A 25,963-nucleotide genomic window follows, 5' to 3' on the forward strand; every position below is an offset into this window, starting at 1 on the left:
GTCCGTGCGATTGCTGGCCGCCGCCGCGCTCATGAAGGACCCGCAGGAACGCCCGTCCACGCGGCAGCTCCTACTCGCGCTGGTCAGCGGCGACGACAGGATCCACACCGGGTGCCTGCTCGCTCGTCCGATGCTCCAGCGAACCTGTCCGTCCCCCGCGCCCGAGGGCCATCCTAGGGTTGCCAGAAGCCTCCCAGCTCGGCACCGTAAATCAGTGTGTTTGCCTCTCTCGGCTGCCCCACTTGCCTGGCCCGTTCCGGCCGTCGCAGCGCCGCCAGCATCAAATCCTTAACGATCAGCTGATCGCACGCGCCCACCGCCGCAATGATCTTGCCCAGCGCCGGCGGGATCCGCACCTGCCCCCCGCGTGCTGGCAGATCACCCGCTATGACCCCAACGGCGTCTTCGAGGCTCACATGCAGGACGAAGACGGGCGGCTCGGTCCCCGCTACGGAGGCTGGGCTCCGGTGCCCGATGCCCTCCCCGCGCTGCTGCGTGCCTGGAGCGTGCCCGCCTCTCGTCCCATCGAGGCGACCTGGCGATGCTCAACTCCGGAGACACCTGGGAGCTCCTGCCCTACGGCGGCAGCTCGCCCCATCCCGACGACGCCCCTGACTGTGGGCTCAGTCCCCACGAGGCGCTCGAAGGGCTCTGGCACGACTATCTCAACCTGCACCGGGCCCGGTTCGCGGCCTATATGCGCCAGGTGCAGCAAGCCTGGCCGGGTCAGGCCACGGTGGCCGACTTACTGCGGCAGCGCACCGACGAGCTCAACGCCTCCCAGCCGCCCGCGCCCGACCTCGGCCGACTTCTCGAGTCCACTTACAACCACTTCCACGAGATCTGCCCGAACTCTTCTGACGAGGTCGGACTAGGTACTACGGTCACCTGCGGCTGGATCGACCCAGTCGCCGTCGCTCGTGTGGGCCAGGTCTGGAACGACTTCGCCAGCCATCGGCCCGGCACCGTGCCCGCTATGCTCACCGCCTTACTGGACCCCTCCGCGGAGAACGCGCTGCGGATTTGGAACCTGGATGGCCACCCCATCCGCGTCAATCGCATCCCCGGGCCCGCGGGGCCGCTCTACACGCTGGATGACAACGGCGCCCACCGGCTGACTGCGGCCCGCCTGGCCGGTTTGCCCGGTATCTGGGCGACCATCGAGCAGCCGGCGCTCCCCTTGCGGGTGCATCCTCACCAGGTCCGTGTACGCGGTGAGGAGGCCATCCAGCTGCTGGCCTGCTGGCGCGGCCTGCTGGCCCGCGGCCTGGCCGCTGGCTGTCTCGAGGAAGACCCCGATCTGCCCGCCCTGAGCACTCTGCATCTAGACGAAACTGCCGCGATCTGGCTCCTGGCCACGCCGAGGCAAGCCATCGCCTGGGCCGCCACCTACAACCGCGCCTACCCCGGGGCACTGGCTGCCCTCGGCATCACTCCCGAGGTTTATGCCGACGAGCGCGCCTGGACCACCTGGCTGGCCACCGCGGCATAGGACAGCGCCCTCACCTGGCGTACCTGAGCTGTTCGGCGGTTGGCCGGGCGGCACCCCCGCCTTTCCGTGCGCCCGAACCGGTACGAAGACCAACTCCCTACCGGGCATTTCTGCACCCAGCATCGAAAGCCGTTCTAGAAGCACTCGCTGATGGGCTGGCGCGGCCTGTAGCGGGTACCCGTGGTGGCTGACTTGTCGAGCCAGACGTCTGCGACTACGGCCGCGCAATCACTCTTGATGGTCGCCTTGACAGGGCCGAGGCTCGGGCCGATAGACGGCGACGTGTGTCCTCTCCAGTCTTTCGGGTACGCGGTGACTTTCTTGGACTTACCCCAGCCGCTGCCCCAGATCAGATACACCGTTAGTTGCGTTATCTCGGGGACCCGCTTCCAGGTGGGATTGACGCTGAGGAACGCGCACTTCGCAGCGCCCAGACTGTATGTCGTGATCGTACCGATCGGCTCGACTGGCTTGCTTCGAACCGTTCTGCCGATCGTGTCGATCTCGTCGATGGGCATCGTCTCCCGCAGCGTGTATCCGGCCCCGCACGGGTTGGTGTTAGCGGCCGCCGGCGGGCCAAGGATGGTGAAAGCGCTGACCAGCGCAATGCTTAAGGCACCCACAACCGTAAATCGACTTCCCATTTGACAAATATCCTTTCCGATTGTCAGGGACAGGTATACACGCCCGCTGATAGTCATGGCCAGGCATGGGGCGGGACAATCGGCCTCACGGCGCGCGCAGAGGCAGTGCTCGGCACCCCCGCTGCGGCAAGCCGTCACGGCGGATCGTGAAGCTCTGGGGATTAACGGCATGCCCGCTCTCCTTGCGCTGAGGGGATCACGGGTGTTGGGTGCGCGGGCGGTGGTCACGTGCAGGGCGGCGGCAAGCGCCCGGGCCGCCGGCGGTGAGGTCGCGGCGTCGCCAAGCGGGATCGCGGTGCCCAGGGGGTGGGCGGTGGCGATGCCGTCGGCGTTGCGGGTCACGGCCGCGATGGGGTCGCCGGGCATCAGCGTGCCGAGATCTCCACTGAAGCCATCTGCAGGGTGTCCGAGTCGCCTTCACATGTTGTGCGGAAGGAAGCAGCACGGGGGATGATGGCGGCCTCCTGTCCACGCCGTTGACGATCGTTTCGAGCTTTCTGGCCCTGACGATCAGCTCGCCAGGCGATAAGGGACCTCGGGTATGCGTCCCCAGTAACGAACCCCGACACCGGTTGTGATGCGCTGGTTTCGGCCTTCGGTAGGACGTGTGGCCGACCGATCGGACCCCGTCGTTCGAGTCACTCAGCAGGTTTTGCGGTAGGTGAGGTTGGGCATGTAGTGCCGCCAATCGCCTTGGGAGAGTGGCCCGACTTCAGCGCACAGTGCGGCTTTGATCTCAGCGCTGTCGACCGGGTGGATGCGTACGCGGCTGTCTGCGTCGATGCCCAGAACAGCCGATCCGTCGGCAACGAAGGTAACGACTCTGAGATCTCTGTTTTGGTAACCGGCCAGTGGGATGCCGAAGGGTCTTCTGGAGGTGGTGTCCCAGACCCTGATCTGGCCGCGTGCGTCAGCGCCGGCGAGTAGCTTTCCGTCTGGTGAGAACTTCAGTTCGCTCATCGGGGTGCCGGGTCGAAGGTCAAACAGGCGCTGGCGCGTTTTGATATCCCAGAAGGCGATTGTTGGTCCGCGGTTGTCGGCAATGATGCCGCCCCGGTTGATCGCGGCTGGGGCGACGAGATCGCGCAGGTCTGCGATCTTCTTTCCAGTGGCGACGTCGACGATGCCCTGTGCCTGAGTGGAGATGACGTTGCGGTTGTCGGGGCCGAACAGTATTCGGGGATCGGGAGAGCCTGCCGTGCTTGTGGTGAGCTTCGCCTCGGCTCTGGCCGTGGCGCGCAGTGTCCCAGACGGCAGGTCCTAGAGTTGTAGCTCGCTCGGCCCGCCGTAGCGGCTCTCATAGAGGGCGGCGAGGGTTCGTCCGTCCGGAGAGACCGCGACCGTCGGTGCTTCGTCGTTGGAGTTCCACTTTCTGCGCGTGTTCAGTGCCAGCTTCTTGGTGGCGGAGGCGGTGTCCCAGACTTCGATCTCTCCGTTCTTTCTGCAGTTGGCCAGGTGCCGTCCGTCGGCGTCCAGGGCGTAGAGGTTGTCTCTGGCGGTGTAGGGGATGGGTAGCGTGGCGCGCCTGGTCCGGCCTATGGAGTGCCAGACCTCGAGGGAGTCGGAACCTCCGGCGACGAAAGTCGAGCCGTCCGCGCTGGCCGCGGTGTCGTACGCGTCGGATTCGGTGGTCTTTCGGTCCTTGTAGAGGACCGTGTCGACGGAGATGACGTTGATCTTGCCTTCGGTGTCGATGCATCTGAGGGTTTTGCCTCCCGGGCCGAACCTCCGATCGTGCCAGCAGTCGTCGCTGGGATATCGCAGGACCGGGCCCCAATCACCGTCCTCGGCTTCGAACACCGCACCCTTGGCCTGAACATAGGAGGCGTCGGAGCTGAAGCTGGGAATGATCCGTCCGGTGGACCTGGGGAGATCACGCCAGCGGATTCCTTTCGTCTCCATGGTGACGATCCCCAGTTTGGTAACGCGACCGACCCGGTGGACGAAGGCGAGCCGCCGGCCATCCGGGCTTGCGACAGACCACCCGATGTCCTTTCCCTTGATTCCCATCCGCATCGTCATGACCATCTTGCCGGTGCCGAGATCCCACAGTTCCAGTGCGGCGCGTTTGAACGGCCAAACGTAGATAGAGGTCTCATCGGGAGTGGCGGCCAAGCGGTCGCTGTCCGCGAAGGTCATCACCCTTCGGCCCGACGCGGTCTCCCACACATTCGTTCCGCCAGCGACGGCACCGTACAAGTACTTACCGGTGGCGGTGAGCTCGCCGCATGACACGTCGTGGCTCGCGCCGACCGGTTTCCCAGCCGCCAGGTCCCAGACCCGGGCGATAGATCCGGCAGGCTGAGCCGTCTGGGTCAGCGCGGCGTACCGCCCGTCGCCGGAGACCGACACGCAGTCGGCGTCGCCCCCGTCAATGGTGAACGTCGATACCACTTTCCGGGCGTCGACGTCGACGACCTTCACCTCGGGTGTGCGCGCATAAACGGCCAGGCGCCCAGTCGTGTCCATGCCCCACCTCCACGAGCCGTCGACACCCGGCGGCTGGTAGTTCTCCTTCTCCCACTGGCTGTGCAGCGTCATCAGCGCGCTGCGAGTCTCCATGCCGTGCGGGGACAGGCTCCCCGCAGCGATCGCCAGACGCTTGGCCGCGACCGGGTCCAGCAGGCGCATCGTTGTCGCCAGATTCGCGATCCTGGACGCTTCGGAAGCCTCGAGTTGCCGGGTGACCGTCGCGTTTCTGTCCGCCAACGTGTTGCCTTGCGCGACGGCCACGCCTGCTGTCGTAGTCGCCACCACCAGCAGAACGGCAAGGGCTGCACCCACCAGTGTGCGGGCACGGCGGCGTCGGCGGCTGGCGGCCACTGATGCATCGAGGTAGGCGCGTTCCAGGACGTTGAGCGTCAGGTGCCGGGGGCCGGTGACGGCCCAGTCGATGGCTCGATCGAGCCGGCTGCCCTGGAGCAGGTCGGCGTTCTTGCGGCCGTGGTCGCTCCAGTTGCGTGCGGCGTCAGCGAGCTCGTGGTGGGCGTTGAGCGAGGAGCGGTCGCCGTCCACCCAGGCCCGCAGGCGGGGCCAGGCACGGATCAGGGCGGGTGTCGCGAGGGTGAAGGTCGTGTCGTCGCGGGTGACCAGGCCGCCGTCGCAGAGCACGTCGAGGATCTTTGGGAGGGTCGGCTCGTCGAGCTCGCCGTCGTGGAATTCCGGGTACGAGACTTTGCGGAGCGTGTGCTGAGCGTCCGGGAACGCCGCGATCATCCGCAGGAGTATCCGGGGAACCAGCGCCTGCTGACCAGCTGGGAGCCGCCCGAAGACCTTCTCGGCCGCGTCGCCGAGTGCGGGCCTGGTTCCGTCCACTCGGGTTCCGTCGTGATCTGCGGCGCGCTGGCCTGCCTCCAGCGCAGCGCTGGCATTCACGGCGTTCGCTGGCAGGCCGATCAAGGAGGCCAGCAGCGCGGGGGCTGTCGGCCGCGCAGCCGGGTCCTGGGAAAGGGCCTGAGCGACCAGTGGCTGGAGCTGCGGGGGCAGCCGATCCAGGGCAGGCCTGTGGTTGAGAACCTGGTAGACCAGACGGGGCAGGTTGTCCCCGTGGAACGGGGGCGTGCCGGTTCCGGCGAACAGGACGATGGCACCCCACGCCCAGATGTCGACCGCCGGGGTGGCGCGCTCGCCGCGGAACAATTCAGGCGCCATCCACCGCGGCGTTCCCTTGAGCTGGCCGGTCGCGCTGCGGGACATCTCCTCGGTCCGGGCGATGCCGAAGTCGATGACGCGCGGGCCATCGGGTCCGATGAGGACGTTCGCAGGTTTCAGGTCGCGGTGGATTACGCCCGCTTGATGGATGGAGGACAGCGCGGTCGCGATTCCGATGGCCAGACGGAGCAGCGCCTGCGGCTTATACGGCCCGTCCTTGTCCACCCGACTCTGGAGATCGGGACCTGCCACGTACTCGCTGACTAGGTAGGGCGGGTTGTGGATGAGGTCGGCGGAGATGATCCGCGCGGTGCAGAAAGGCGCGACCAGGCTCAGTGCCGCGACCTCCCGCCGCAGCTGGTCGCGATAGGCATCGGTCACATACTCCGCGTGCAACGCCTTGACAGCGACCCTTGCGCCCGCGTCGTCATACCCCTCGTACACCACGCCCTGCCCGCCCGAGCCCAGCCGCCCGGCCAGCCAGTACGCGCCGAGCTGGCGCGGGTCGCTCGATGTCAATGGCTCTGCCACAAGCCGTGCCCTTCCATGCGAGGGGGACATGATCGACAATTTAGATGAACGCTATCGACCTTTTGTTGGGTGTTATCCCAACGAGTTCCCCATCCGGGCCGCACGGCGATGGCTTCGATCACACGTGATCGGGTCGGGGACGCACGTCTCGTCATAGCGAATCGCGGCACCAGAGAAGACCGCGTCGCTGGACACACTCGGGCCTGCGGCCCTGCGGTCTGGGTCTGCTTGGCATCGGGATACCGTGGCTGATCGCTGTTGGTCTGCATGACGACCCGCTGATCTTGCTAACGGTAGTGCTAGCGACGGTCCTGTATGGCGGTGAACAGGGACGAAATCCCAGAGGCAGGGGCTCCCCTCCGAATAGGTCCCCGTGTCATCCATGGACGCTTGCGGACGACTCGATTACTCCTCGTAATGCGTAGGTCTGGGGGTCGATCCCCCAAGGCGGCTCCACGGCTCTAGGGGCTGTACGGAGTTGAGATCAGAAGGATTCGCCTGCGCCTCGGTCTCTGATGCTGATAGGCCATCGCCATGGCGCGTGGAGACCTCACCGACGAGGAATGGCCCTTGATCGAGCCTCACCTGCCCCTGGGTGAGCGAGGCCCGATCCCGAACCTGCGACAGCAGTTCAACGCCGTGATGTGGCGGTTTCGCACCGGCAGCCCGTGGCGGGATCTGCCCGCCGAGTACGGGCCGTGGTCCACCGTCTATGACAGGTTCCGCTCCTGGGCGACGGCGGGCGTCTTCGAGCACCTGATGCAGGCCGTGATCGCCGAAGCCGCGGCCCAGGGGCAGGCCGACCTCGGCCTGGTCAGCGTGGACTCCACCACGGCCCGTGCCCACCACCACGCCGCCGGGATGGCCCTGGACGGCGAGCTGGTCACGGCGCTGGTGGAGGCCGCCGAGCAGGAAAAGGGGCTTCGTCAAAGGGGCAAAACCCCCAAGATGGCGACGACGGGGACGAGGAGCGAGGCGAACAGCGGCGATTACGACTGCGGCGCCGGATCCGGCTGACGGCAGCCAAGCTGGGCCGCTCACGGGGTGGGCTGACCAGCAAAGTCCACCTGTCCGCCGACCGGCGCTGCCGCCCTCTGTCCTTCGTCCTCACCCCGGGCCAAGCCGGAGACAGCCCGCAGTTTCACGCCGTGCTGGCCCGTATCAAGGTCCGCATTCGCGTCGGGCGCCCGCGTACCCGCCCGGACGCGGTGGCCGCCGACAAGGCGTACTCCTCTCGCGCCAACCGCGCCTACCTGCGCCGACGCCACATCCGGGCGGTGATCCCCGAGAAGGCGGACCAGGCGGCCAACCGCAAGAAACGCGGCTCGCGTGGCGGCCGCCCGGTCAGCCATGACGCGGATCTCTACAAGGAGCGCAACACGGTTGAGCGCTGTATCAACCGGATCAAGGACTGGCGTGGGCTGGCCTTCCGGTTCGACAAGACCCCTGAAAGCTATCTGGCCGGCCTTCATCTACGTGGAGCCATCTTGTGGATCCGAAGCCTCCGGCCTGCCTGAAGATCCGAACTCCGCACAGGCCCTAGCAGCAGAACGCCCCGGACGTCGAGTCCGGGGCGTTCTGCGTGTCAAGCCGCAGTTGCCAGCAGAGGCACACGTCACTTCAAGGCAAGGTCGAGGTCAAGGTCAAACTCGTCGTCCTTTGAACGCCGCCCACTCGCGGGCTCTGAGAGCCCGGGCCCGTTCGCGGATCGTCGGTCTCCACGAAGGGATGCCAGACCGGTATCCCGTCAGGCGTCCCTGTGTGTATTGGGTCAGGAGAGCTACCAGATAACGGAGTTATCACCGTCTCCGTGTGTTTCTTGTGTCTGGGATTCCAGCCCTTGACCATGATCAAGACAAGTTTGTCAGATCCCATGCGGAGGTTCGATGCGGTTACCGGCAAGAGGCAAGCTCCTGATCACTGCGGCTGCCGCCCTACTGGCTGCGTCTGTCGTTGCTGTTCCCTCGCAGGCATTTGCCAAAGAGATCGACAGGGTGGTCATCGTGCTGCCCAAGGAGAAGCAGCCCGTTCCGCAACGACCCGCCCTCGAAGCGATCAAGAGATCGGCTGCCCAGGCAGGGAGAACCCTGGCCGAAGGTATCGACGAATACGTAACCCACAGGGTCGCCATGGATCCAAGCGTCACCGCCCGGGCGAAAGAGGATGGGTTGGACCCGGCGGCCGAGCCTGAGATGAAGATCGACGACCTCTGGCTGAGCGAGTTGACGGACCTGAAGCTCGCCGCCAAGAGCAAAAAGATCACCCTCGAAGAGGCCATCGAAACGATCGCCTGGCAGCCGCGTCTGAACGAGATCGGCACGAAGCTCAAAGAACTCTTCCCTGCCGAAACCTCCGGTTTGGCAGTCCTTGACGACGGCCGCAAAGCGCAGATCGGATTCAAGGGCGACATCCCCGCCGAGGCGATAGATCTCGCCAAGACCCTGCCGGTCACCGTTGAACTGGTAGGCAACAAGGGATTCTCAGATGAAGAGCTGAACCAGGCCCGCGACGCGGCATACGCCGAAGTAGCCTCGCGGCGTGACCTCGTGGAGACGCTCTCAGGAGGCTACGACCCGGAAACCGGCGTCGTCACAATCGACGTCAAGCCCCGCGTCATACCGAGGGACGCCGTCGCGCAACAGACGATTACGACGCAGCTCCAACCAGCCCAGCCAGCCAACAAGAAGATCAGCATCGCTCTTCGCATCACAGAGCGCGACAGCGTCACCCCCCAGGCCACGGACACCTATATGAGGGGCGGCGGACAATTCTCTGGTTGCACGACAGGATTCAACATCATCAACCAGTACTACCCGAACGATCCCAGCCAGCGTCGGACGACGACGGCTCAGCACTGCACTGGCAGCAGCAGACAGTACTGCAACCACCCGACGCAGGGAGGCTGCACCCAGAGCAAGTTCGCCACCGATTCCTCGGCCTACGACATCGGATCGTGGACTAGTGGCAGCTTCACCCTCACCAGAACTTTCTACTTCAACAGCAACCAGCCGCGATACGCCTATGACATCGGTACCAGCCCGGCCGTGGGGCAGAACATCTGCAACTACGGCGCGGAGCGGGACAGAGCTGATTGCGCCAATATCCTGGAGGTCGGCCGGTCGTTTCCGGGCAGGGCAGGGGTGATCGTCATGGACAGGACAATCACCGTTGACGGCGACAGCGGCGGGCCATGGTACAAGGGCAATACGGCCTGGGGAATCCACCTCGGCACCTGCTCCACCAAGGACGGAACAAAGGTCAACTCCTGTTTCACTCCCGCCTTTATCATTCCTTCCGCTATAGGCGCCACTTGGGAGGTGTGGACAGCTCCGCCAGGGACCTAGAGGCTTACCGCCACATAGACTGTCATCCACGCGTCCGAGAGGCTTCAAGGTTTCTCGGACGCGTGCGTCGCGCTTGAGGAGGCCATGTGAAAATTCTGACGCGAGGAGCGCTAGTGTTCACCCTCGCGATTACGGCCGCGTGCGCGGGCACCCCAGAAGAGCCGAAGTCTGGTCACGTCACCCTCGAAGGGCAAGACCCCCGCATCCTCATACACGACGGATCTGGTCCAGCGATGCAAGCTCTTCTGTTGGGCCAACTGGTTTACAACGCCTCAACGAAATGCCTGGCAGTAGAAGCATCAGGACAGCCTGATTCGCCGGTAGCTCTTGTCTGGCCGCCCGAGACCCGTCCCATCATCAAGGATGGTAGGCGTGGCGTGATCCTGCGTTACAAGGAGCTTGCACTGCTCGAAGGAACCGAGGTGAGGATCGGCGGAGGGTTCGTCGACTGGGTGAAGCATCCTCCCCCCGGCTGGACACCCCCCGATGCCTGTATTGCCGAATCATCCAATGCTGCGATCTTCCAGGTGAACCCCATTAGCCCGGTCAGCTAATCCGAAAGTCGGACAGTAACTGGGCAGGCGGCAGCGAACCCCGGCGTGCTGTGGGAACTGGTACGACAGCGCCAATGACGGGCAGCCGCCTGTCACATTCGAGGATCAGGTGATCGCGAAGAGGCGGGGCGACCTGCCGTTGATCACGATGCTGTTCGAGGTGGACGAGCGCGGGCTGCAGCTGGTAGTGCCGGCGCTAGGGCGCGTATTCAGTTGTGATCAAGGGATGGTCCTGGTGAGGTCTCTGATCCAGATCATCGCGGCGCGAAGGTGGAGGCCGGCGAGGTAGCTCTCAGGGGTCTTGTCATAGCGGGTGGCGATACCTCGCCAGGCCTTCAGCTTGTTGATCAGGCGCTCGACGGTGTTCCGCTCCTTGTAGAGGTCGGCGTCGTGGCTGACGGGCCGACCGCCCTTGCTGCCCTTCTTCTTCCGGTTGGCGGCCTGGTCCTTCTTTTCTGGGATGACAGCCTGAATGCGGCGTTTCCGCAGGTAGGCGCGGCTGCCGCGGGAAGAGTAGGCCTTGTCCCCGGCAACCGCGTCGGGCCGGGTGCGAGGACGGCCGACGGGCCCCCGGACTCGTATCTTCTCCAGCACGGGGATGAACTGGGGACTGTCCGCGGCCTGCCCCGCGGTCAGGACAAACGCCAGCGGGCGGCACTTGCGGTCGGCGGCGAGGTGGATCTTGCTGGTCTGACCGCCCCTCGATCGTCCGAGCAGGGCAGCTTTCAGTCGGAGTTTGTGCCGGCGCCGGATGCGTCGCCGTTCTTCCCGCTTTGGGTCGTTTTCGGCGTTCTGCTCTTCTTGTCCTTCCGGGCCGCCCCTTTTTGCCGGGCCTTCTCCTCCTGTTCGGCGGCCTTCTCCAGGGCGGTGACGACGTCCTGGCCGAGATACATCCCGGCAGCGTCGTGGTGGGCCCGGGCGGTGGTGGAGTCCACGCTGACGAGGGACAAGTCCACCTTGCCGCGTTTCGCGGCTTCCGCGATCAGGCCCTCCAGCAGGGCTTCGAAGACGCCGGCGTCCCGCCACTGGCGGAAGCGGTTGTGGACGGTCGGCCAGGCGCCGAACTCCTTCGGCATCTCCCGCCACTGCGCGCCCGTCTTGAACCGCCAGATCACGCCCTCGAACTGCTGTCGCAGCCGCTCGGGGTACGGGCCGAACCCGCCGATTGGCAGGTAAGGCTCGATGAACTCCCACTCTTCGTCTGTTAGTTGGACTCGCGTCACACAAGACGGCCTATCGGATCAGGCCTCGCTATCCGGGCGAATCACGCAGATTGATCACAATCCGATACGCGCCCTAGTGGTGTCGGCGGTGGCCGCGGAGATGGGCGGCAGCGGGGAGGCGAAGTATCTGCCGGCGGTGCGGGGCATCGCCGGCCTAGAGCACGGGGCGTACGGGCCGCTCGTCGGGTTCGACGACGCGCTCGAGCTCGGCCACACGGCCGCGGAGATGGGCGGCAAGCGGCTGTGGGAGGACGTGCATACGGCTCTGCTGGCGCGGCAGGAGGGCGCGGCCATCCTCACTCTGGATGCTGGCCGCTGGTCGGAGCTGGAGCTGGACGGCGTCTAGGTCGCCGAAATCGCCGATCCCGAGGAGTAGCCAGGCAGCGGAGGGGCCGGTCACGTATGACCGGCCCCTTTGGCATTGCCACCATGCCGACCTCGAAGACGCCGTCCGGCACCTCCCCACCGACCAATAGGGCATCGCTGAACTGGGCGAACTCAATTGCCCATACCGATGAGGCTGGAGGGTGGTGGGAGGCCACGCGGCCGTCGGCGGCGGTCACTTCCTCTGGGGCACTCGGGCCGGTTGAGCTCGACCAGGCAAACGCCTTCCACACCACCCTGCTACACCTCCGCCGCGCCATCGAACTGCTCCCCGAGGACACGACCGACACCCCAAGTGAACTGGCCGCCCGCATCTCCCCGCCGCCGATGGAGTGACGCGGGTGCTGGCAGTTGCCTGGCTTCCTCATCGGGGGCTCGCGCGTTCGCCAATATCGGTTAGAAGAACTGGTTCATGTCGTCGTTCTGTCCGTCATAGTCCCGGGCCCTCCCCGCGGACCGGCCCCGATGCGGCCGGCCTACCTGCGGAGCGCCGTGACGCGCCGGTGGTCGTCGCTCACCCACGCCTGGATCTGCGGCCACGGCAGCCGGATAGAGGCTCCCTGCTCGGTCTGGCTGATTAGGCGCCACAGTTCGCTGTCGGCCCGGGTGCTGAGCCAGGGCTGTCCGATCCACTCCTGGTCATCGAGGCGGTGCCACTGGCCGAAGGCGCATCGCGCCAGCGCGCCGTAGAGCGTGGTCGGCCCGGTCCCGCTGTAGCCCCAGGAGTAGCGGGGCGCACCGCCGGGGTTGGGCAGGGGGTCGGCGCGCAGTTCGCCGTCGGGGGTGGGGGTCAGTGCGAAGACCGCGCCGTTGCTGGAGGGATCGGCGGCGATGACGGTGTACTCGTTCCATCCGTCGGGCTGGCCGGTCGGCCATTCGGTGGCGAAGCGCGGACCAACATCGTCGCCTTCCTCCTGGGTGAACTCCACCGTCAACCGGCCCACTGGATCCCGCCACACCCCGGCAACCTGTTGATCGGCTTGGGCTACGGCCCCGAACTCGGCCTCAGACTCGGGGGAGATGTCGCTGGTGAGCAGCCGGGCAAAGCGGCGAGTCGAGCGAAGGCGCTCCAGTTCGTCCTCACCGACGGGGGTGAGGGTCCGGCGCCACTGCTCCACCACGGGTCCGCTGCCGGTGACCAGTTCGCGTACGGTGGCGGTGAAGACCACCTCCGGCCGCTGCCGGTACAGCAGCGAGCCCAAGGTGCGCACCGCGTCGCTGAGGGCCTCCCCTGTCGTTCCCGGGTAGCGCGCTTCGGCCTCCTGCTGGCGCAGATCCACCAGTTCCGCGGCCGCGGCGTCCAGATCCACCGGGACCTTGGCCGCTCGGTGGGCGGCCTGTTCCAGGTCAACGGGCCAGTCCGGGCGGGCCGGGCGCGCGACCAGGTACCAGCCGTCGCCGCGGTCGCGCTGGGCGGCGTGGCCTTGGCGCACGTTCGCCAGGGTGGCCAGGGTGTCACGGGCCAGCTGTGCGAACGCCTGGGGGTGGTTTTCGGGCATGCCCCAGGCGCGGGCGGCATGGAACTTGTCACGCACGGCCGGCCAGTCGGTCGTGGTATCGGGAGTGGTGAAGGTGGCTTCTTGGCCGAATGCCTCCATACGCTGCACGGCGGCCGGGGTGCAACTTCCCTCCAGCCACATCGGGATGGGGCGGCCGATGACCCGCGCGATCTCTGGGGCGTCGTACAGGCCGGCATGCTCCACTGGCACGGTGTCAGGATCGGCGAACTCCTCGTCGTCGACCGGAGCCTTAAGAAACGACAGCATCGGATGGCGGGTCTTCGGCCCGGTGGTGCTCGTCTTGGGCGCCAGCCGGTAGCCGTCGATGGTGTAGTGCTCATAGTTGGAGTCACCGAAGCTTCCCGTCGGTGCGATGGTGATGATCGCGTCCTGCCAGAAGGCGGGCTCCAGAACGTGGGCGGCGGCCCGCGCTGCATCGGTGTTCTCCATCCACTCCCCGGCGTAGTGGGTCACGTGAACGAGGTGACCGTGTGGGGTGTCCCAGACCATGGCGTGCACCCGGCCGGGTGGCTGCCAGGAGGCGAGGCGGACCTGCACTTCGCCGCTGAACATTAGTGGTGCCGGTTCGGTCGCGTCCGGCCAGGAGGCCGGGCCGATAGCGCCCTCCGGTATGGCACGGCCGGTGCGACGGCACCAGCGGTCGATACTCGATGCCCTCCACAGGGGGCGGCCGTCGGCGTCGCTGCCGTCGGGATTCGGCAGCCGGCCCTTTTCCGCCCACATGGCGCGCGCGCGGCCCTCGGAGATGCCGGCACGGCGGGCGAACTGGGACAGCGTGTACTGATGCTCGCCCCACATCATCTTTTCGCTCCTCTACCCATGCGAAGACGATACCATTGCCGAGCGGAACCGCTCGGGATCTAGAACGAGAACGTATGGCCGGGGCGGTGGTCCTTCAGCGGCACGCCGCCCGGACCGGATATCGGGGAACCTGGCATGCAGGCGTCACCACCGCGGCCGCTTGGCCACCCGACCGCAGTTCGGCCGCTGGCTTATGCCCCTGGATTCAGGGACACGCGCCCAGGCTCACAGAGCGCGGCAGGGAGTGACTTACGGGCTGGTGGCGAGCCAGCTCATCCAGTTCTCTGGCGTCGCGTATGCCAACGTCGGGATACCGATCTGAGCCAGCGACCCGGGATAGGTGCGCTCGTACGCTCGCGCCCAAGCGGTTGCGCGTGGAGGGGCGGCGAGTAACCACGGCGCGGCCGTGTCCTGCAGATGCAGGGTATCCAGCAGGGGGTTGGTCCGATGCGGCTGGATATGCCCGGTCACCAGTCGTCGCGCGAGAAGTCCCCGCCAGCAGGTGATGATCTTCTCAGCCTCGCTTCTACTGTCTGCCCCTGCTGAGCGCGGGGTCACCCATAACGGCAACGCGTACTGCCACACCTCGGCCCAGATGGCGGGCAAATCGAGCATGCGCGCGGTGTGGATGCGGTGAGTGCCGTTGCTGCCTCGTTCGTACAAAGGCCCGGCGGGTCCAGGGATCCGGGTGACGATGATGGGCTCGCTGCACAGGCTCCACACCTCCAGCGCACGATGAAGCGAGGCGCTCCGAACGCCCGCCTGCAAACGAAGCCGGTTTCCGGGTCGTGTTCGGCTTCTCCGCGTGCGCCTATGACCGTTCACTTTCAACGCTCACGTCTGGAGGCCCGCGATCAAACCGGCCGGCCTTCTCCTCGACACACTGTGGTGGATCCCGTCGGCTCGCGCGTGCGGCAGGCGGGCAGCACAGGGCGTTCGCGCTGGGCTGCGCACGCGCGAGCGGCCCCCGGATCAGCATTTATAGGCGTTGACTTAAATAAGTAGACGCTGATAGCTTCGCCTTGTGCACGCATTCGATGTGCTCGGCGACCCGGTACGCCGCAGGATCCTCGAACTGCTCGCTGATGGTGAGATGACCGCCGGCGCGATATGCGGGGTCATCCAAGGGGAGTTCGGGATCTCGCAGCCGGCAGTGTCGCAGCATCTCAAGGTCCTGCGCGACGGCGGCTTCGCCACGGTGCGGCCCGAGGGAACCCGGCGTCTGTACGCCGTGAATCTCGAACCGCTACACGAAGTCGATATGTGGCTCGATCGCTTCCGGCGTTTCTGGACGCCGCACCTGGATGCGCTGGCCACAGAACTGGCCCGTGGCAGACGCCAACGCCGTCTCCGGCAGTCCGACGAAGAACCGACTCCAAGGGGGAGTACTCCGTGATCGATGTCACCCAGCAGATCAACGCGGTGCGGCGGCAGGTCGGCACGCGCGTCCTGGAGGCGGGCGAGGCCCGCACCGTGACCGTCAGTCAGACGTACGACACCGACATCGACGACCTCTGGGACGCGTGCACCAATCCCGAGCGCATTCCGCGCTGGTTCCTGCCGATCGAGGGTGACCTTCGCCTCGGCGGGCGCTACCAGCTCGTCGGCAACGCGGGCGGGACGATCGAGCAGTGCGATCCGCCGAAGAGCTTTTCCGCCACCTGGGAGAACGGAGGGGCCGTCAGCTGGATCGAAGTCCGGCTGACGGCCGAACCCGACGGCAGGACGCGGTTCACGCTCGACCACATCGCGCACGTCGACGACGAGCTGTGGGCCCAGTTCGGTCCCGGCGCGGTGGGCGTTGGTTGGGACAGCGGACTCCTGGGCCTGGCCACCTATCTGGCGTCCGGCCAGGCCGTCGACCCGAACGACAGTGCGGCCTGGGTGGTGTCCGACGAAGGCAGGCAGTTCATGACGCTCAGCAGCGACAGGTGGTGCGAGGCGAGCGTCGCGGCGGGCACGGACGAGGCCGAGGCGCGGGCGGCAGCGGATCGGACAACGGCCGCCTACACCGCCACTCCTGACGCGCAGTGCGAGTCCTGACACCGGCGGATCGGCTCACGCGGGTCGGCCCATACGGGTCGGCCCGCCGCGGCGAACCTTATGGGGCCCTCCTCATCACCCTCGTCCCCTCGCAGCCATCCTGACCAGCGCCATCAGGATGGAATCGGCTCAGTAAGGGCAGCTGAATCCGTCGATTCGGCTGCCCCATTCCGTTCCGGTGAAGGTCGCCCTTACGTCTTCAAGGCTTTGGTGATCTGCCCGTTGGCACGCGCACGCTGACCCTCGATGCACTTGGCGTAGACGCGGAGGAGAACGTCAACGCCGTGCCCGGCGCGCTGAGCGACCTCAGTCGGCGGTACACCCGCGTTGAGCCACAGGGAAACCGCCGCGTGCCGCAGGTCGTATGGCCGGGCCGCCAACGGGGAGGCGACCTGTTCGACGGTAAAGCCCAGCCGCCGGGCCTCCTGCCAGACAGCGGAGTACGCCGAGGAAGAGAAGGGCCGGCCCCTGCTCGTCCGGAAAAGCCTGCCATCCCTCGCCGTGCCATACGTCCCGATGTGCTCGCGAAGGGTCACAACGAGAACCGGAGGGATCGGGATCTCCCGGGTATCGTCGCTGGCCCGGTGCTTGAGACCGCGTTCGTCGTGGGTCTCCCCCGAGTTCGTCCACCGCTTGTTCGCCTGTGGCCGCTCCTTCTCAAGCGTGATCAGGCCCCACCCCTCCACGGGAAGATCGCAGTTCTGCCAACGCAGCCCCGAAGCCTCCTCGGGACGGAATGCCGCGTAGTACATGCAGGCGAACATGGCCATCATCCGGGGACCGCGTGTGGTGTCGATCCCGACCAGATCGCCCCAGCCTCGCAGACCCCGGTGTACGTCGACTACGGCCGCGTACCGGTGCGGCCGGACAAGGACGAGCCTGCTCACCATCACCTCGACATCGGCTATGCGTTCGTGACGACGCACGCGGACGTGGGTGACATCCAGGAGTCCGAGGTGCTCGGTGCCGCGTGGTACCCGCTGGTCGCGGCCGAGCGCCTGGTCGGCTCCTACATCGCGCGGGCGATCGGCCAAGCCGGGCCTGACCGGTTGACCGGACCCCGCTGAACGACGTCGCCCTGCGGCGCCGACCGCGCGACGCAGACTCCCCGGTGGGACGAGTCCTGCTGATGGCCGGGCGTGCGGTGGCCTGTGGTCGGTAGGGTGCCTGCACTGGTGAGCGTGGAGGGGCTGGAGGTTCACCAGATCGTCCATCAGCGGAAGGTGTCCGATGCCTGGCAGGCAGTTTGACCCGCGGCTAGTTGTTCGAGATCTCGTGCAGGCCGTTGTGCCGTATGACGAGCGCGAGTCTGCCGACCAGCGGTGGATGCTCGATTGGATCGATGCCGGGTACCCGCTGTTCCGCACGGCCAAGCCGGCGACTCCACACCGGCATCTAGCGGTCTATGCCGCACTCTTGGACGAGGCGGCCAGAACGCTCATGCTTGTCGATCATGCCAAGGCCAAGGCATGGCTCATGCCCGGCGTTCACTAGGCAAGTGGGTTGCCGGGATGACACTTGTCGGGGCTTGGGTCAGTCGCTCGGGCTCGACGAGCCACGGTGGGGAGGTTGGGTTCCACCCCAGGGTGAGCCTGAAACCCGCTACCAGATGACCTTGAAGCCCTGACGAGGAGGCCGCGCGACCTGGCCCGCCCCCACGTCCGGCTGTCATCGGTGTGATGCGAGAACTCGGCCTTCAGGTGATACGAACCGGATCACGAGACTCTAGCCCTGCCGGTCCAGCCATTCTGAAATCACGCGGTTGGTTTCTTCGGGCATTTCCCCCTGGATCCAGTGACCGCAGTCCAGGCCGACCACTTCCACGTTGGGCACGAACTCTGTCAGGGTCTCGGACCTCGGGACCGCAAGGTCCCGGTCGCCGTAGATCATGAGGGCGGGCTGCTTGATGATCGGGTCCGCGTCCGCCAGCTGGTGCCAGTTGCGGTCGAGGTTCCTGTACCAGTTGATGCCGCCGGTGAATCCCGACGTCTCGAACGCGGAGATGATGACGGCGAGGTCACTCTCGGTCATGGCGGGGTCACCGAGCGGCGTTTCCGCCTTGGCGAGATTGATGAATGCCATGCCCGGCTCAGGGGGTGCGGGGGGCACGTTCTTCCGGTAGAGGTTGCGGATGAACTGGGAGGTATTGGCATCGAACACGGCGTCCGCGACGCCCGGCTGCCGGTTGAAGTGGACGAAATAGAAGTCACCGCCGAGGAAGGTTTCCATGACCTCGATCCACGGCGTTTCTCCGCGTTCCATGTAAGGCAGGCTCAGGTTGATCAGCTTGTTCACCCGGTCGGGGTGCAACAGGGCCAGGCTCCAGACGACGAACGCACCCCAGTCGTGGCCGACGAAGGTGGCGTCCTCGTAGCCATAGTGGTCCAGGAGCGCGACGAGGTCACCCGTCAGGTGTTCGATGTCGTAGTCCGTCACCTCGGTCGGGCGGGATGAGTTGCCATATCCCCGCTGGTTCGGTGCGATGACGTGGTAGCCGGCTGCGGCGACGACGGGCATCTGGTGACGCCAGGTGATGGCGTGCTCCGGCCAGCCGTGGCAGAGCACGATGGGCTTGCCCTTGTTTTCTCGGCCTGCTTCGAAGACTTCGAGCTCCACACCGTTGACCTGGATGAGGGTGGGCTCGGGAAATTCTGCTTGATTGATCACTGCTTTTCCTCTCTGGGGGCGTTCGCTGGCGGTCGACCTCCTCGATGAGGTCATGTCGCCAGCTTGCTACCCAAACCGGTCACCTCATGACCGGTTTTTATGAGAGTTTTGTCTGTATGCGATCCGATCGGCTGGTGTCCATACTCCTCTTGCTCCAACGGCGCGAGCAGGTGACAGCCGCAGAGGTCTCCCGAGAGCTGGACGTCTCCGAGCGCACCGCCCGCCGTGACCTCGACGCCCTGGCCATGGCCGGGGTGCCCGTGTACTCCGTGCAGGGCCGAGGTGGCGGCTGGCGCCTGGTGGGCGGTGCTCGTACCGACCTGTCCGGGTTGACCGCCAGTGAGGCACGCGCCCTGTTCCTGGCTGTCGGTCCGGCCTCGGATGCGACGCCGGCGATGAAAGCAGCTCTGCGCAAGCTCGTCCATGCTCTACCGAAGCCCTTCCAGGTGCAGGCCGAGGCAGCGGCGGCGTCGCTGGTCGTAGACCCGCAGCGATGGGGGGCGAGCCGGATCGAGCACCGGCCGCCTCGCTTCCTCGACGAACTCCAGGACGCGGTGATCAGCGGCGTCCAGGTGTCACTCGGCTACGTCGACAGCAAAGGCGTCGAAACCCGGAGAACCGTCCACCCGCTGGGCATCGTCGCCAAAGGTCCTGTGTGGTACCTCGTCTCCAACACCGAGACCGGCCAACGGGCCTTCCGGATCGACCGCGTGTCGTCCGCCGACCCGACCGGCGACCCTGTGCACCGACCCGGGGACTTCGACCTTGCCGAGAGCTGGAATGAGATCGCCAAAGAGGTCGATCGCAAACGAACGCCGCTGGAGGTCCAGGCGGTATGCACACCCGACGGGATAGGCATACTCCGGATGGCGCTCGGCGACCGGCTCGACGTGGGAGGTTCCACGACCGACGGCCGCATCGAGGTCGTGATCCGCGGCCCCAATGAGTACATGCTCGCCGGCGAGCTCTCCGGGCTGGTCGAATGGGTCGAGGTGACCGGCCCTCCGGGGGTCCGAGACCGCCTGGCCTCGATTGGCAACGCCCTCGTCGAACGATACGGCCGGCCGCGCACCAGCGGAGACCTTCACCCGCCTTGAAGCGGACGAGGCAGGGCTTCGAGAACAGTTCCGCTCAATAGGGTGGGTTTGTCCGTTCCGGCAGTCGCCTGGTCACGAGTCGGCGGGTCTGCCGACCTGGCTCGCTGCGGGTGGACCGTCTCGTGCCGGGCCAGCATCGCCACGCACTCGGCGCACTTCCGGGGTCGAGGTCGCGACGGGCGGTGCAGGTTGTGGCGGCGGCTGGCGCCTCGTAGGCGGCGCTGTCGATCACGGGCCGTGGGCCATGGGCGGCTAGGGCGCGTATTCAGTTGTGATCAAGGGATGGTCCTGGTGAGGTCTCTGATCCAGATCATCGCGGCGCGAAGGTGGAGGCCGGCGAGGTAGCTCTCAGGGGTCTTGTCATAGCGGGTGGCGATACCTCGCCAGGCCTTCAGCTTGTTGATCAGGCGCTCGACGGTGTTCCGCTCCTTGTAGAGGTCGGCGTCGTGGCTGACGGGCCGACCGCCCTTGCTGCCCTTCTTCTTCCGGTTGGCGGCCTGGTCCTTCTTTTCTGGGATGACAGCCTGAATGCGGCGTTTCCGCAGGTAGGCGCGGCTGCCGCGGGAAGAGTAGGCCTTGTCCCCGGCAACCGCGTCGGGCCGGGTGCGAGGACGGCCGACGGGCCCCCGGACTCGTATCTTCTCCAGCACGGGGATGAACTGGGGACTGTCCGCGGCCTGCCCCGCGGTCAGGACAAACGCCAGCGGGCGGCACTTGCGGTCGGCGGCGAGGTGGATCTTGCTGGTCTGACCGCCCCTCGATCGTCCGAGCAGGGCAGCTTTCAGTCGGAGTTTGTGCCGGCGCCGGATGCGTCGCCGTTCTTCCCGCTTTGGGTCGTTTTCGGCGTTCTGCTCTTCTTGTCCTTCCGGGCCGCCCCTTTTTGCCGGGCCTTCTCCTCCTGTTCGGCGGCCTTCTCCAGGGCGGTGACGACGTCCTGGCCGAGATACATCCCGGCAGCGTCGTGGTGGGCCCGGGCGGTGGTGGAGTCCACGCTGACGAGGGACAAGTCCACCTTGCCGCGTTTCGCGGCTTCCGCGATCAGGCCCTCCAGCAGGGCTTCGAAGACGCCGGCGTCCCGCCACTGGCGGAAGCGGTTGTGGACGGTCGGCCAGGCGCCGAACTCCTTCGGCATCTCCCGCCACTGCGCGCCCGTCTTGAACCGCCAGATCACGCCCTCGAACTGCTGTCGCAGCCGCTCGGGGTACGGGCCGAACCCGCCGATTGGCAGGTAAGGCTCGATGAACTCCCACTCTTCGTCTGTTAGTTGGACTCGCGTCACACAAGACGGCCTATCGGATCAGGCCTCGCTATCCGGGCGAATCACGCAGATTGATCACAATCCGATACGCGCCCTAAGGCCAGCCCGAGGGGTTCCCGGAGCGGCAGGTCCCGCGCTGGACGGCCGAGCTGGAGGGCTACGCGATCGCGCTCGGCCTGTTACAGCGGGCCCTCAGGTTTCAGGTCGCCGGAACGGCTTGAGCCACACCCCCTCCAGGCTGTCGGCGATCAGCTGGTCCAACCGCCGCTCCCGAGTCTCGTCCAGCTTGGCACTGATCACATGGTGGATGGCCGACTTGCGGTAGGACGGCGCCTGCCCGCTGAACCACTCCCACGCCCGCGGTTCCGCTTGGAAGCGAGCCAGCTGCGCCGCCTCGAACTCCAAGACCGACTTCTCCTCGCGATCCCGGTCACGGGCTTCGAACACCGCGGTACCGGCCGGCCGCATGAGCCCCTGCGCGGTCAGCTCCTCGATCTTGCGGAGGTTGACCAGGCTCCAGTTGCTGCGCGGCCTGCGCGGAGTGAACCGGATCGTCCAGGAGAAGTCGTCAATCGGGCTCTGCCGGCCGTCGATCCAGCCGTAGCACAGGGCCTGGTCGACCGCCTCCGACCAGCTCAGCGTGGGCTTACCCGCTCCCTTCCTCCACATGCCCACCCGACATTCGGAGGCAGTCGCGTGGTGCTCCTCCAGCCAGTCCCGGAACTCCCCAGGACTTGAGAAGAAGATTGGCTCCATGCGCGGTGCTCCCGTTGGTCGTCTCGTCGGTTCCATTGAACCTGTCGGGTACGACAATCCGAGAGTTTCACCGCGCCGCCCGGGATCTGCGCCGGGGTGTCATCACCATGACGGGCAGGCAACCACAGGAGCCGAGCGGGGACGGATCGGCCGCAGGCCCCTCGTTCGAGGGAGCGGAAGAGGCGCCGGCCTCGCCAACGCGAGTGGACAGCCCAGCTCAAAGTGCGCTGACGATATCTTCCTCGTCCTCCGGGATCGGCGCGTTCGGATCGCGAGACGGGCTGTTGATCAACTTAGCCGAATTGTTCTTCGACGCCGCCTCGACACGCCTCGTCTCCTAGGCCAGAGCCCAGGCCGCTGGAGCGGCCCTAGGGGCTGTACGGAGTTGAGATCAGAAGGATTCGCCTGCGCCTCGGTCTCTGATGCTGATAGGCCATCGCCATGGCGCGTGGAGACCTCACCGACGAGGAATGGCCCTTGATCGAGCCTCACCTGCCCCTGGGTGAGCGAGGCCCGATCCCGAACCTGCGACAGCAGTTCAACGCCGTGATGTGGCGGTTTCGCACCGGCAGCCCGTGGCGGGATCTGCCCGCCGAGTACGGGCCGTGGTCCACCGTCTATGACAGGTTCCGCTCCTGGGCGACGGCGGGCGTCTTCGAGCACCTGATGCAGGCCGTGATCGCCGAAGCCGCGGCCCAGGGGCAGGCCGACCTCGGCCTGGTCAGCGTGGACTCCACCACGGCCCGTGCCCACCACCACGCCGCCGGGATGGCCCTGGACGGCGAGCTGGTCACGGCGCTGGTGGAGGCCGCCGAGCAGGAAAAGGGGCTTCGTCAAAGGGGCAAAACCCCCATGATGGCGACGATGGGGACGAGGAGCGAGGCGAACAGCGGCGATTACGACTGCGGCGCCGGATCCGGCTGACGGCAGCCAAGCTGGGCCGCTCACGGGGTGGGCTGACCAGCAAAGTCCACCTGTCCGCCGACCGGCGCTGCCGCCCTCTGTCCTTCGTCCTCACCCCGGGCCAAGCCGGAGACAGCCCGCAGTTTCACGCCGTGCTGGCCCGTATCAAGGTCCGCATTCGCGTCGGGCGCCCGCGTACCCGCCCGGACGCGGTGGCCGCCGACAAGGCGTACTCCTCTCGCGCCAACCGCGCCTACCTGCGCCGACGCCACATCCGGGCGGTGATCCCCGAGAAGGCGGACCAGGCGGCCAACCGCAAGAAACGCGGCTCGCGTGGCGGCCGCCCGGTCAGCCATGACGCGGATCTCTACTAGGAGCGCAACACGGTTGAGCGCTGTATCAACCGGATCAAGGACTGGCGTGGGCTGGCCTTCCGGTTCGACAAGACCCCTGAAAGCTATCTGGCCGGCCTTCATCTACGTGGAGCCATCTTGTGGATCCGAAGCCTCCGGCCTGCCTGAAGATCCGAACTCCGCACAGGCCCTAGTACCGCTCACGCACCCACGACCGCTACTGCTCGACCGTCCGACCCGACGCGTGCGCCGACATCACGCCCCCGGCAGCTCCACCGCCGCCATCGCCCTGGCTCTCGTCAGCTGTCGGATCTGGGCCGGCCAGGCAGCCGTGTGACCTGCTGGGCTGCGGCGCCGGCGAGCGTGGACAACGGCCCGTGCGGGGTCCGGCTGCACCACAGGCTGCCCGCCCGGCAGGCGAACGCGGCGGCTTGTTCAGCGGCTGCTCCTTGACTCAGCGCGTGGATCAGCGCGGTGCTGAACGCTGATCCCGCCCCCGGCACTTGGTGGACGGCCACCGCAAGGGCCGGGACCGCGAAGAACTCGCCGGTGCGGGTGCGGCCGATCGCGCCGTTGCGCCCGACGGTGACCACAACGATGTCGGCGACGCCGGGCTCGGTCAGCTCGCGTAGCTGCGGCCGTACCTGAGCGGCCACCACCCCTCCTACCGGATCGGCTACGCCAAACCCGACCCGCGCGCCTTCCTCGCGGTGGCTGCCGCCCACGGTGTGTCGCCCGAGGAGATCATCCATGTGGGTGACAGCGTGGAATTCGACGTGCGCGCCGCGCTCGGCGTCGGAGCCCGCGCGGTGTGGCTGCCCGCCGAGCCGCCGCACCAGGCGGCGGCCGATCCGCCCGCCGACGCCGACGGGTGCCTGCATCTCGTATCGACGCTGCCCGCAGTCGTCGATCATGTGCGTGACCTGCTGACAGGCCCCACACCGACAACACCGCATGCGACATGAAATGAGGAGACGTTGAGCACGTTCGCCGGATCCGCCCGCTACTACCGGCTGTATCGGCCGGGTATCCCCGAGCAGGCCGTCCAGCTCTTGACCGAACAGGCGAGCCTTCTGGCCGCGCCGCGGCGTCTGCTGGACCTGGGCACGGGAACCGGGCAGGTGCCCGCCGCCCTCCACGAGAGTTTCACCGAGGTCGACGCCGTCGAGCCGGACGCCGACATGCTGGCCAACGCCGACGCCGTCTTGCGCCCGATGATCGGCGACGGCCTGCGGCTGCACCACCAGCAGGCCGAAGCCTTCGCCCCGCCCTACCCCAGTTGGCAGGCTGACCTGGTGACGATCTGCCGCGCCTTCCACTGGATGGACCAGCCCGCCCTGCTGAAGAAGCTCGACACCTACGTGGCTGGCACCGGCGTTGTCGCCGTGATGGGAGACGGCAGCCTGTGGACGGCCCGCAGCGCCTGGACCGACGCGCTGCGCGAGCTAATCCAGCACTTCCTCGGCGACCAGCGCCGGGCCGGTGGGCAGACCTACGCCCACCACGACCGGCCCTACGCCGAGGTCCTGGCGGACTCGGCCTTCTCACAGGTGAGCGAGCACCGCATCACCGTCCGGCGCCAGTGGAGGCCGGAGCAGGTGCTCGGCTACCTGTCGTCGACCTCGTTCGCCGCTGGGCCGTTGTTCGGCGACCGGATCGAGGAGTTCGAGCAGGCGGCCACCACGCTGCTGGCTGAGTTCGCCGACGACGGGCTGGTGGAGAACGCGCAGTTCTAGGTCGTGCTCGGCCAACGCCCCGCCGCACACTAACACCCCGGCGGGCAGGGGTTGGCGACGTGCGAACGACTCCGACGCCGCCGACGTGGCCGCCCAGCTCGTCGCACCCGCCCGCCTGAAGCCCGTCACCAGCCTCCAGGTACAGATCCGCCTGCCTCAAGCGGAGCTCGACAGAAGGATCAATGCCGCTGAAGAAGAGCAGGGGCACACTTACATTGCCCGCCTCGACGACCTTATGGAGGCCGTCTATGCCTACGCCAATGAGCACGGCCTGCCCTACAGCGAGCGCCGCCGCAAGAACATGATGTACATCACCTTCGACGAGATCGAGGTCGGGTTCGACAGCCACTACGACGTCAGCCGCGGCATCTCCAGTCACGCCGTCACCGTGCATGACCAGAAGGATGAGTCAGGAGCCGCCTTCGGCGGCCTCGGCACGACCCTGCCCTCGTCATACGCGCTGGGCAAGCACGTGCCGGTGGAGGGGATCGTCCTGGCCGACGACGCCCACGGCTCACGCGCGTGACGGTGATCCGCCTGCGCCACCGCGCCTGCGGTGCCGGCATCGGGGCTGTCCCCCGGAGCGGAAGCGCCCGGCGTACTGAAAGTCAGATCGGCCGCGCGCACGCTTCTGTCCGGCATCGGAGGTGCCGCGGCAGACCACCTCGATGCGACCGGCTCTGTCAGGCCCCAGCGACCAGTTGGCGATCCCCGGATGGTCGAGGATTACCTGCCAGTCAGCGGTTGGGGCGGATAGGTAGTGCTCGATGGAGGAGACGACGCTGCGCGGGGTGACCGAGTTGTGCAGGCCGGGGAAATGCTCGGCAAGCAGGTCAACCACGTTCTGGGCGTGGGCGGAGGCGGCCTTCTCAGATGAGTGGCCCGTGCGGAGTCGCATCCTTTCTGGTCAAGGGGCAGGGACGAGGCATGCACCTCCGGCCAGCGCAGCGGCACTCGCTCGCAGAGTCCCGGCAGACCGGGAGAAGGGCTGGATAGATCAGGCGTA

General features: G+C 66.7%; 23 protein-coding genes and 4 pseudogenes. 15 read left to right on the top strand and 12 right to left on the bottom strand.

Going from position 1 to position 25,963, the window contains the following annotated elements:
- Nucleotides 1-173 precede the first annotated feature (173 nt).
- The gene (locus tag ACQP1V_RS27395; RefSeq protein ID WP_433412965.1) at nucleotides 174-416 is read right to left on the bottom strand and encodes a hypothetical protein; all 243 of its coding nucleotides are present in this window, start codon (nucleotides 414-416) and stop codon (nucleotides 174-176) included.
- Nucleotides 417-541: 125 nt separating this feature from the next.
- On the opposite strand from ACQP1V_RS27395, the gene ACQP1V_RS27400 reads away from it, so the two are divergent.
- Complete coding sequence (locus ACQP1V_RS27400) at nucleotides 542-1,492, top strand: hypothetical protein (protein WP_433412966.1); 951 nt, start codon at nucleotides 542-544, stop codon at nucleotides 1,490-1,492.
- 134 nt (nucleotides 1,493-1,626) lie between these two features.
- On the opposite strand, the gene ACQP1V_RS27405 is transcribed toward ACQP1V_RS27400, so the two are convergent.
- From ACQP1V_RS27405 to ACQP1V_RS27415, 3 genes are all read right to left on the bottom strand, one after another.
- Nucleotides 1,627-2,478 carry a hypothetical protein gene (locus ACQP1V_RS27405; protein WP_433412967.1) on the bottom strand — a complete coding sequence of 284 codons (852 nt, stop codon included), beginning with the start codon at nucleotides 2,476-2,478 and terminating at the stop codon, nucleotides 1,627-1,629.
- Nucleotides 2,479-2,778: 300 nt separating this feature from the next.
- A complete protein-coding gene (locus ACQP1V_RS27410; RefSeq protein ID WP_433412968.1) occupies nucleotides 2,779-3,096 on the bottom strand; it encodes a hypothetical protein in 318 nt (105 codons plus the stop codon).
- Nucleotides 3,097-3,396: 300 nt separating this feature from the next.
- Nucleotides 3,397-6,318, bottom strand: a complete 2,922-nt coding sequence (locus ACQP1V_RS27415; protein ID WP_433412969.1) for a protein kinase domain-containing protein — start codon at nucleotides 6,316-6,318, stop codon at nucleotides 3,397-3,399.
- 534 nt (nucleotides 6,319-6,852) lie between these two features.
- Here ACQP1V_RS27415 and ACQP1V_RS27420 point away from each other — a divergent pair.
- The 3 genes and pseudogenes from ACQP1V_RS27420 (at nucleotide 6,853) to ACQP1V_RS27430 (ending at nucleotide 10,216) form a co-directional block, all read left to right on the top strand.
- Nucleotides 6,853-7,835 (top strand): annotated as a pseudogene (locus ACQP1V_RS27420) (IS5 family transposase).
- A 369-nt stretch (nucleotides 7,836-8,204) separates the two neighbouring features.
- Complete coding sequence (locus tag ACQP1V_RS27425; RefSeq protein ID WP_433412970.1) at nucleotides 8,205-9,662, top strand: hypothetical protein; 1,458 nt, start codon at nucleotides 8,205-8,207, stop codon at nucleotides 9,660-9,662.
- A 113-nt stretch (nucleotides 9,663-9,775) separates the two neighbouring features.
- Complete coding sequence (locus tag ACQP1V_RS27430) at nucleotides 9,776-10,216, top strand: hypothetical protein (protein WP_433412971.1); 441 nt, start codon at nucleotides 9,776-9,778, stop codon at nucleotides 10,214-10,216.
- A 219-nt stretch (nucleotides 10,217-10,435) separates the two neighbouring features.
- On the opposite strand, the pseudogene ACQP1V_RS27435 reads toward ACQP1V_RS27430, so the two are convergent.
- A pseudogene (locus ACQP1V_RS27435) lies at nucleotides 10,436-11,439 on the bottom strand (IS5 family transposase).
- Nucleotides 11,440-11,527: 88 nt separating this feature from the next.
- Here ACQP1V_RS27435 and ACQP1V_RS27440 point away from each other — a divergent pair.
- Entirely contained in the window at nucleotides 11,528-11,785 is a 258-nt protein-coding gene (locus ACQP1V_RS27440) for a hypothetical protein (RefSeq protein ID WP_433412972.1), read from the top strand.
- A gap of 56 nt (nucleotides 11,786-11,841) precedes the next feature.
- Nucleotides 11,842-12,159, top strand: a complete 318-nt coding sequence (locus tag ACQP1V_RS27445) for a hypothetical protein (protein WP_433412973.1) — start codon at nucleotides 11,842-11,844, stop codon at nucleotides 12,157-12,159.
- A gap of 140 nt (nucleotides 12,160-12,299) precedes the next feature.
- On the opposite strand, the gene ACQP1V_RS27450 is transcribed toward ACQP1V_RS27445, so the two are convergent.
- The gene (locus ACQP1V_RS27450) at nucleotides 12,300-14,144 is read right to left on the bottom strand and encodes a hypothetical protein (RefSeq protein ID WP_433412974.1); all 1,845 of its coding nucleotides are present in this window, start codon (nucleotides 14,142-14,144) and stop codon (nucleotides 12,300-12,302) included.
- A 249-nt stretch (nucleotides 14,145-14,393) separates the two neighbouring features.
- On the bottom strand, nucleotides 14,394-14,759 hold the full coding sequence (locus ACQP1V_RS27455) for a hypothetical protein (RefSeq protein WP_433412975.1): 366 nt from the start codon (nucleotides 14,757-14,759) through the stop codon (nucleotides 14,394-14,396).
- A gap of 424 nt (nucleotides 14,760-15,183) precedes the next feature.
- Between ACQP1V_RS27455 and ACQP1V_RS27460 the strand changes: the two genes are divergently transcribed.
- Both ACQP1V_RS27460 and ACQP1V_RS27465 read left to right on the top strand, forming a co-directional pair.
- Entirely contained in the window at nucleotides 15,184-15,540 is a 357-nt protein-coding gene (locus ACQP1V_RS27460) for an ArsR/SmtB family transcription factor (protein ID WP_433412976.1), read from the top strand.
- Nucleotides 15,537-16,187, top strand: coding sequence for an SRPBCC family protein (locus ACQP1V_RS27465; RefSeq protein WP_433412977.1), 651 nt, complete (start codon nucleotides 15,537-15,539; stop codon nucleotides 16,185-16,187). The genes ACQP1V_RS27460 and ACQP1V_RS27465 overlap by 4 nt, the downstream gene beginning before the upstream one ends.
- 191 nt (nucleotides 16,188-16,378) lie before the next feature.
- Here ACQP1V_RS27465 and ACQP1V_RS27470 read toward each other — a convergent pair whose 3' ends face one another.
- Nucleotides 16,379-17,077, bottom strand: a complete 699-nt coding sequence (locus ACQP1V_RS27470; RefSeq protein WP_433425955.1) for a tyrosine-type recombinase/integrase — start codon at nucleotides 17,075-17,077, stop codon at nucleotides 16,379-16,381.
- On the opposite strand from ACQP1V_RS27470, the gene ACQP1V_RS27475 reads away from it, so the two are divergent.
- Both ACQP1V_RS27475 and ACQP1V_RS27480 read left to right on the top strand, forming a co-directional pair.
- Entirely contained in the window at nucleotides 17,018-17,254 is a 237-nt protein-coding gene (locus ACQP1V_RS27475; RefSeq protein WP_433426145.1) for a hypothetical protein, read from the top strand. The genes ACQP1V_RS27470 and ACQP1V_RS27475 overlap by 60 nt on opposite strands.
- A gap of 163 nt (nucleotides 17,255-17,417) precedes the next feature.
- Nucleotides 17,418-17,681 (top strand): hypothetical protein, encoded by a 264-nt coding sequence (locus ACQP1V_RS27480; protein ID WP_433412978.1) that lies wholly within the window; start codon nucleotides 17,418-17,420, stop codon nucleotides 17,679-17,681.
- A gap of 231 nt (nucleotides 17,682-17,912) precedes the next feature.
- On the opposite strand, the gene ACQP1V_RS27485 is transcribed toward ACQP1V_RS27480, so the two are convergent.
- Nucleotides 17,913-18,854 carry an alpha/beta fold hydrolase gene (locus ACQP1V_RS27485; protein WP_433412979.1) on the bottom strand — a complete coding sequence of 314 codons (942 nt, stop codon included), beginning with the start codon at nucleotides 18,852-18,854 and terminating at the stop codon, nucleotides 17,913-17,915.
- Between the two features lie 134 nt (nucleotides 18,855-18,988).
- On the opposite strand from ACQP1V_RS27485, the gene ACQP1V_RS27490 reads away from it, so the two are divergent.
- On the top strand, nucleotides 18,989-19,951 hold the full coding sequence (locus tag ACQP1V_RS27490) for a helix-turn-helix transcriptional regulator (protein WP_433412980.1): 963 nt from the start codon (nucleotides 18,989-18,991) through the stop codon (nucleotides 19,949-19,951).
- A gap of 275 nt (nucleotides 19,952-20,226) precedes the next feature.
- On the opposite strand, the pseudogene ACQP1V_RS27495 reads toward ACQP1V_RS27490, so the two are convergent.
- Both ACQP1V_RS27495 and ACQP1V_RS27500 read right to left on the bottom strand, forming a co-directional pair.
- Nucleotides 20,227-21,230, bottom strand: a pseudogene (locus ACQP1V_RS27495) (IS5 family transposase).
- 171 nt (nucleotides 21,231-21,401) lie between these two features.
- Nucleotides 21,402-21,965 (bottom strand): YdeI/OmpD-associated family protein, encoded by a 564-nt coding sequence (locus ACQP1V_RS27500; protein ID WP_433412981.1) that lies wholly within the window; start codon nucleotides 21,963-21,965, stop codon nucleotides 21,402-21,404.
- 441 nt (nucleotides 21,966-22,406) lie between these two features.
- On the opposite strand from ACQP1V_RS27500, the pseudogene ACQP1V_RS27505 reads away from it, so the two are divergent.
- Nucleotides 22,407-23,389 (top strand): annotated as a pseudogene (locus tag ACQP1V_RS27505) (IS5 family transposase).
- Between the two features lie 131 nt (nucleotides 23,390-23,520).
- On the opposite strand, the gene ACQP1V_RS27510 reads toward ACQP1V_RS27505, so the two are convergent.
- Nucleotides 23,521-23,877, bottom strand: coding sequence for a PfkB family carbohydrate kinase (locus tag ACQP1V_RS27510; protein WP_433412982.1), 357 nt, complete (start codon nucleotides 23,875-23,877; stop codon nucleotides 23,521-23,523).
- Here ACQP1V_RS27510 and ACQP1V_RS27515 point away from each other — a divergent pair.
- From ACQP1V_RS27515 to ACQP1V_RS27525, 3 genes are all read left to right on the top strand, one after another.
- Nucleotides 23,866-24,186 carry an HAD family hydrolase gene (locus tag ACQP1V_RS27515; protein ID WP_433425957.1) on the top strand — a complete coding sequence of 107 codons (321 nt, stop codon included), beginning with the start codon at nucleotides 23,866-23,868 and terminating at the stop codon, nucleotides 24,184-24,186. The genes ACQP1V_RS27510 and ACQP1V_RS27515 overlap by 12 nt on opposite strands.
- A 12-nt stretch (nucleotides 24,187-24,198) precedes the next feature.
- Nucleotides 24,199-24,957 (top strand): class I SAM-dependent methyltransferase, encoded by a 759-nt coding sequence (locus tag ACQP1V_RS27520; protein WP_433412983.1) that lies wholly within the window; start codon nucleotides 24,199-24,201, stop codon nucleotides 24,955-24,957.
- Between the two features lie 85 nt (nucleotides 24,958-25,042).
- Complete coding sequence (locus ACQP1V_RS27525) at nucleotides 25,043-25,483, top strand: hypothetical protein (protein ID WP_433412984.1); 441 nt, start codon at nucleotides 25,043-25,045, stop codon at nucleotides 25,481-25,483.
- Nucleotides 25,484-25,963: the final 480 nt, after the last annotated feature.

The organism is Microtetraspora malaysiensis (assembly GCF_050947145.1).
GTDB lineage: Bacteria > Actinomycetota > Actinomycetes > Streptosporangiales > Streptosporangiaceae > Microtetraspora_A > Microtetraspora_A malaysiensis.